Origin of the sequence: Micromonospora phytophila, assembly GCF_023656545.1 — a bacterium.
Classification (GTDB): domain Bacteria; phylum Actinomycetota; class Actinomycetes; order Mycobacteriales; family Micromonosporaceae; genus Micromonospora; species Micromonospora phytophila.
The window spans coordinates 37,902-44,438 of record NZ_JAMOKF010000010.1; the positions used below are offsets into that span (position 1 = coordinate 37,902).

Consider the following 6,537-nt stretch of genomic DNA (forward strand, 5'->3'; position numbering starts at 1 on the left):
ATGCGGCACCTACTTCCGCAGCTTCGGGTCGAGGGCCTCGCGCATCGCCTCGCCGAGCAGGGTGAAGCCCAGCGCGGTGACGATGATGGCGAGGGCGGGCAGGACCGCCAGCCGGGGAGCGGAGTCGAGGTACTGCTGCGCGTCGGCGAGCATGACGCCCCACTCGGGGATGGAGGCGTCGTTGTTGCCGAGCCCCAGGAAGGAGAGCGCCGCGGCCTCGATGATCGCGGTGGCCAGGGTCAGGGTGGCCTGCACGATGACCGGGGCGAGCGAGTTCGGCACCACGTGGGTCAGCGCGATCTTCGGCTTCTTCACGCCCAGCGAGACGGCCGCCAGGACGTAGTCGCTGTTGGCCTGGGAGATCATCGAGCCGCGCAGCAGCCGGGCGAAGACCGGCACCGACACCACACCGACCGCGATCATGACCGTGGTCAGGCCGGCGCCGAGCAGGGCGGCGATGCTGATCGCCAGTAGCAGGCTTGGCATGGCCAGCAGCATGTCGATGAAACGCATCAGCACGTTGTCGACGGCCCGGCCCCAGCGGCCACCGAGGCCGGCGGCGGCGCCGGCGACGCCACCGATCAGCGAGCCGACGGCCAGACCGATCAGGGTGGAGACCACGCCGACCAGCAGGGTCTGCCGGGCACCGACGATCATGCGGCTGAACTCGTCGCGGCCGATGTGGTCGACGCCGAACCAGTTCTCCGCCCGTGGTCCGGGGAAGTCGCCGAGGCGGATCTCGCCCTTCCAGAGCTGGGCGTCCGGGGCGTACGGGACGAAGAACGGCCCGAGGACGGCGACCAGCAGGAACAGGCCCAGGATGACCGCGCCGACGATCGCCGCCGGGTTGCGCCGCAGCCGGCGGAACGCCTCCTTCCAGAGGCTGACGCCGCGCTCGTCGTCCCGGGCGGCCAGCTCGGAGAGCCGGTCGATCTTTTCCTTCTTCTTGCCGGTGGTGATCGTCATCGGACCCTCACCCTCGGGTCGATCAGGCTGTAGGAGAGGTCGACCAGGAGATTCACCAGCACGTACACCACCGCGATGATCAGGATGAAGCCCATCAGCACCGGATAGTCGCGCTGGCTGATCGCCTCGTAGATGAAGGCTCCGATGCCGCTGAAGGCGAAGACGGTCTCGGTGAGCACCGCGCCGGAGAGCAGGCCACCGGTGAGCAGGCCGATCGAGGTGACCACCGGCAGCATGGAGTTGCGCAGCACGTGCCGGCGCCGGACGGTGCTCTCGGTCAGGCCCTTGGCCTCGGCGGTGCGGACGAAGTCCTCGTTGAGCACCTCCAGCACGCTGGCCCGGGTGATCCGGACGATGATCGCGAGCGGGATGCTGGCCAGCGCGACGGCGGGCAGCACCAGGTGCCAGAGCGCGTCGGCGGCGGCGTCCCACTCGCGGGTCATCAGCCCGTCGAGGACGAAGAAGTTGGTGATCCGGGTCGCGCCGAGGGTCGGGTCCTGCCGGCCGCTGGCCGGGAACCAGCCGAGGTTCTCCGCGAAGATCGCCTTCAGCACGTACGCCAGGAAGAAGACCGGGATGCAGATGCCGATCAGCGAGCCGCCGACCGAGGCGTGGTCGAGGAAGCGCCCCCGCCGGCGGGCGGCCAGGTAGCCCAACGGGATGCCGATCCCGATCGCGAGCAGCATCGCCGCGATGGACAGCTCCACCGTGCCGGGGAACCGCTCGACGAACTCGGTGACGACGGTCCGCTTGGTGGAGGTGGAGGTGCCGAGGTCGAGCCGGATCAACCGCCGGACGAACCGGCCGTACTGCACCAGGATCGGCTCGTCCAGGCCCATGTTGCGGCGGATGGCGGCACGCATCTCGGGCGTCCCGCGCTCGCCGAGGATGGCGGTCTCGGGACCGCCGGGCAGTCGACGGAGCCAGATGAAGAGCAGGAGGGAGAGCCCGAACAGCGTGGGTATCAGCTGCAGCAGGCGTCTGACGATGAACCGGAACACGGCGGCCTCGAAGTGGGTGCGGAGGGTTGCGGGCGGACGCCGTCGAAACGGCGCCCGCCCGCGTTCCTTGCGTGCGTCAGATCAGGACTTGAACTCGATGGTGGCGTACCGCTCGTCGGTCAGCGGGCTCGCCTTGACCCCGGTCACGTCCTTGCCGAACACGATCGCCGGCGGCGAGTGCGACACCGGGACACCGGGCAGGAAGTCCATCACGGCCTTGTTGAGGGCCTTGTACTTCTCGGTCCGGGCCGCCGCGTCGGCGGTGGTGTCGGCGTCCTTGAACTGGTCGAACAGGGCCTTGTTGGTGTAGCCCCACTCGTCCTTCGGCCGGTCGAAGAAGGTGCCGATGAAGTTGTACGCGTCGCCGTAGTCACCGGTCCAGCCGAGGAAGTGCAGGTCGTGCTTGCTGCCGGAGGTGGTGGCGTTGAGGTAGTCCGGGCTCCACTTCAGCGGGATGGCCTGGACGTTGATGCCGACCGCCTTGAGGTCCGCCGAGAGCAGCTCGAAGATGTCCTTCGGGTTCGGCATGTACGGCCGGGTGACCTCGGTCGGGTAGTGGAACCGCAGGGTCAGGTTCGTCGCGCCGGCCTCGGCCAACAGCTGCTTGGCCTTCTCCGGGTTGTAGTCGTACTTGGTGACGTCGCCGTTCCAGCCCTCGACGGTGTCCGGCATGAAGTTCTCGGCGACCTTGGCGCCCGGGGGCAGCTTCGAGTCGACCAGGGCCTGCCGGTTCAGCGCGTGCGCGATTGCCTGCCGGACCTTGACGTCGGCGAGCTTCGGGTTCCCCTTCTGGTTGATCGCCAGGTAGAGGATGTTGAAGGCCGGGCGGGTCAGGACGTTGAAGCCCTCGCCCTTCAGCGGCTCGACGTCGGCCGGGCCGACCAGGTCGTACCCCTGGATGTCGCCGGAACGCAGCGCCTGCTTGCGCGCGTTCTCGTCGGAGATGGTCTTGAAGATGAGGGTCTTCAGCTTGGCCTTGTCGCCGGCGTAGTCCTCGTTGCGCTCCAGGGTCAGCGTCTTGTTCGCGACGTCCCAGGACTTGAACTTGAACGGACCGGTGCCGGTCGGGTGCTCCGTCGCGTAAGACGGGTACTTGATGTCCTCCGCGGTGCCGCCCACGTTGCTGGCGTCGTACTGCTCCAGCGCCTTCGGGCTGTGGATGGAGAACGACGGCAGCATCAGCGCGGCCGGGATCTTGCTGGAGACCCGGGTGAAGGCCAGGTCGACCGTGGTGGCGTCCTTGGCGGTGCAGGACTTGAAGAGGCTCGGCGGCAGCTCCGGGTCCTCGTTCTTGGCGAAGCCGCCCATGACGTCCTGCCAGTAGGCGGTCACGTCCGGGCTCTGCATGAGGCCCTTGGCGTTGTACCAGCGGTCGAAGTTCTTGCAGACCGCCTCGGCGTTGAACTCGGCGCCGTCGTGGAACTTCACGCCGGACCGCAGCTTGAAGGTCCAGGTCGTGCCGGCGGCGTCCGGAGTCCAGGACTCAGCCAGACCGGGGGTGACCTTGGTGCCACCCTCCTCCGGACGGACCAGCGTCTCGAAGACCTGACGCGCCACACGCAACGACTCACCGTCGCTGGCGAAGCTCGGGTCGAGCACCTTCGGGTCTCCGGCTACGCCGAAGACGAGAGTGTCCTTCTTGCTTCCACCGGAACTGTCACCGCGGTCGCTCTCGGCGCAGCCTGCTACCGCGAGGGCCGCGACCGCGACGGCCGCGATCGCGGCCTTCGGCCTGGATGCACGCATGGTGCTTCTCCTTGGGGGTACGGACAACGTGGTGACAGGGGTCACCGATGGCGGTGACCTTAGCCCCCGTTCGGACCGCCGGGAAACCAGCGAAGAAGCGGTTGGTACCGGATCGTGTCTTTCCTGTTGCGGCCAGCGCCGACAGCTGCCGCAGACCACCATCAAAGGGGCAGTTTGTCCGGGTTCAACGATGCAGATTTGTTACATCGATCGGCACCTGGCTCGTTCACATGTCAGAGCACAAAGTGGACGAAACGGGCCGCGTACGACGGTGGCCGGCACCGGGGGATCCGGTGCCGGCCAACGACCGCGACTCAGACGGCCCGACGGCCCTCGAAGGCCCGGCCGAGAGTAATCTCGTCGGCGTACTCCAGGTCGCCGCCGACCGGCAGGCCGCTCGCCAACCGGGTCACCGCGATGCCCATCGGCTTGACCATCAGCGCCAGGTAGGTGGCGGTCGCCTCGCCCTCGGTGTTCGGGTCCGTCGCCAGGATCAGCTCCCGCACCACGCCACCACTGAGCCGGGTCATCAGCTCGCGGATGCGGAGATTGTCCGGCCCGATCCCCTCCAGCGGGTTGATCGCGCCGCCGAGCACGTGGTAGCGGCCCCGGAACTCACCGGTCCGCTCGATCGCCACCACGTCCTTCGGCTCCTCGACCACGCAGAGCACCTCGTCGGTGCGGCGCGGGTCGCGGCAGATCCGGCACTGGTCGGACTCGGCGACGTTGTAGCAGGTGGTGCAGAACCGCACCAACTCCTTGACCTTGCGCAGCGCACCGGCCAGCCGGTTGACGTCGGCCGGGTCCGCGGACAGGACGTGGAAGGCGATCCGCTGGGCGCTCTTCGGGCCCACGCCCGGCAGCCGACCCAGCTCGTCGATCAGGTCCTGGATGGCACCTTCGTACATCTGCCGGCTCAGAAACCGGGCAGGCCGAGGCCGCCCATGCCGCCGGTGACCGGGCCCATCTTCTTCTCGGTCAGCTCCCGGGCCGCCTCGGCGGCGTTGTGCAGGGCCGCGACGACCAGGTCCTCCAGGGTCTCCACGTCCTCCGGGTCGACCGCCTTCGGGTCGATCTTGATGCTCTTGATCTCACCGGAGCCGGAGACGGTCGCGGTGACCAGGCCGCCGCCCGAGGTGCCGGTCAGCTCGGCCTCGGCCAGCTCGGCCTGGGCCTTGGCGATCTGCTGCTGCATCTTCTGCGCCTGCTTCAGCATCTGCTGCATGTTCGGCTGTCCACCTGGGCGCACGGATGGCTCCTTCTCGCACTCGTCTGCTCGCTCGGCCGCCGACCAGCCTAGCGGCTGTGAGCAGCCTCGCCCCGCCCGGTGCTTTCCGCGCCGGGCGTCGCCGCCGGATGATCGCAGGACCGACCGGAGGGAGCCCGAGGATGTCCGTCGAGCACGCCGTCACCGTCCTGCGACAGCAGGCCCGGTCCTGCGCGGCCATGGACGCCGGCCTCTACCACGACCTGCTGGTCCGCGCCGCGGACGACGTCCGGGCGGGCGGCCCGACCGCCGCGGTGATCCAGGGGTACGACACCCTGCCCGTCGACGCGGTCGTGCCGCTGCGGATCCTCGGCGGCGTGCACGCCCTCGTGCTCACCGGGCAGGCGCCCGACCTGACCCGCTTCTACCCGTCCGCCGGCGGCACCTACTTCCCGGCGGACGCGGACGCCGCCTGGTCCGCGTTCCGGGCGCTCCTCGCGCAGCGGCGGGACGCCGTACGAGGTTGGCTGCCCCGGCCCCCGCAGACCAACGAGGTCGGGCGGGCCAACCTGCTGCTGGCCGGGCTGCTGCACGCCCTGGCCGGAACGGGTGACCTGCCGGTCCGCCTGATCGAGTTGGGAGCCAGCGCCGGGTTGAACCTGCGCGCCGACCGGTTCCGGGTCGAGGCGGACGACTTCGCCTGGGGCCCCGTCGACTCCCCGGTGCGGCTGCCGGGCGCCTGGCGGGACGGCGTGCCCGACTGGCTGCGGGACGCCGCACGGGCGTACCCGGAGCTGACCGTGGTGCAGCGGCTCGGCTGCGATGTCACGCCGCTCGACCCGGGCAGCGCCCAGGGGGCGCTGGCGCTGCGCGCGTACCTGTGGCCGGAGCACACCGCGCGGGCCCAACGGCTGGACGGTGCCCTGGAGCTGGCCCGGCGGGTGCCGGCGCGGGTGGAGGCGGTCGGCGCGGCGGACTTCCTGGCCGGCGTCGCGCCGCGTTCCGGCACGCTGACCGTGGTGTGGCACTCGGTGATGCGGCAGTACGTGCCGGCCGACGAGTGGACGCGGGTCACCGCCGAGCTCGACCGGCTGGCCCGCGCCGCGACCGCGGACGCGCCGGTGGCCCACCTGCTGTTCGAGCCGTACCCGACCGAGGGTCGGCACCACTTCCAGCTCCGCGCCCGGCTCGGCGCAGGTGACGAACGGCTGCTCGCCGTCGCGCACCCGCACGGGCTTCCCGCCTGGGTCGCCTGATCCGACCCGGGGTCACGTCAGCGGGCGTCGACCTCGTCGATCTTCTCGGCGCCGAACGCCTCCCGGAGCAGTTGCACCGCCTGCTCCTCGCTGGACTGCCGGGCGGTGCGCTCGTCGATCACCTCGTCCAGCGGCTCGTCGCCCGGGTCGAAGCCCTCGTAGGACGGGGCTGCCGGCTGGGCGCCGCCGGGGCGTCCCCCACCGCCGCGCACCGGGCCGTCGAAGTCCGGGTCGTACGGCGGCTCGCCCGCCCACTCGGCGTCCGCGGTCTTCCGGGTCGCCTGGGCGGTACGCGGACCCTTCGCGGCCGCGGTCCCGGCCGCCGCGGCGGCGGCCCGCGCCGCCGCGATCGCGCTGCTCA

Annotated in this window: 6 protein-coding genes and 1 pseudogene; 1 reads left to right on the top strand and 6 read right to left on the bottom strand. The window is 70.4% G+C overall.

Translation table 11 applies throughout. The features are described from left to right. Nucleotides 1-9 precede the first annotated feature (9 nt). The 5 genes from NCC78_RS03420 to NCC78_RS03440 all read right to left on the bottom strand — a co-directional run bounded on the left by NCC78_RS03420 (nt 10) and on the right by NCC78_RS03440 (nt 4,938). The gene (locus tag NCC78_RS03420) at nt 10-966 is read right to left on the bottom strand and encodes an ABC transporter permease (RefSeq protein ID WP_250791691.1); all 957 of its coding nucleotides are present in this window, start codon (nt 964-966) and stop codon (nt 10-12) included. Then, the gene (locus tag NCC78_RS03425; protein ID WP_250791692.1) at nt 963-1,967 is read right to left on the bottom strand and encodes an ABC transporter permease; all 1,005 of its coding nucleotides are present in this window, start codon (nt 1,965-1,967) and stop codon (nt 963-965) included. Before NCC78_RS03425 ends, NCC78_RS03420 begins: the two co-directional genes overlap by 4 nt. Before the next feature lie 81 nt (nt 1,968-2,048). After that, entirely contained in the window at nt 2,049-3,713 is a 1,665-nt protein-coding gene (locus tag NCC78_RS03430; RefSeq protein ID WP_250791693.1) for an ABC transporter substrate-binding protein, read from the bottom strand. Between the two features lie 314 nt (nt 3,714-4,027). Further along, nucleotides 4,028-4,621 carry a recombination mediator RecR gene (gene recR, locus NCC78_RS03435; protein ID WP_250791694.1) on the bottom strand — a complete coding sequence of 198 codons (594 nt, stop codon included), beginning with the start codon at nt 4,619-4,621 and terminating at the stop codon, nt 4,028-4,030. 8 nt (nt 4,622-4,629) lie between these two features. After that, complete coding sequence (locus NCC78_RS03440; RefSeq protein WP_250791695.1) at nt 4,630-4,938, bottom strand: YbaB/EbfC family nucleoid-associated protein; 309 nt, start codon at nt 4,936-4,938, stop codon at nt 4,630-4,632. 164 nt (nt 4,939-5,102) lie between these two features. On the opposite strand from NCC78_RS03440, the gene NCC78_RS03445 reads away from it, so the two are divergent. Continuing rightward, entirely contained in the window at nt 5,103-6,176 is a 1,074-nt protein-coding gene (locus NCC78_RS03445; protein WP_250791696.1) for a DUF2332 domain-containing protein, read from the top strand. A gap of 17 nt (nt 6,177-6,193) precedes the next feature. Here NCC78_RS03445 and NCC78_RS03450 read toward each other — a convergent pair. Beyond that, a pseudogene (locus NCC78_RS03450) lies at nt 6,194-6,537 on the bottom strand (DNA polymerase III subunit gamma and tau); the annotation flags it as partial.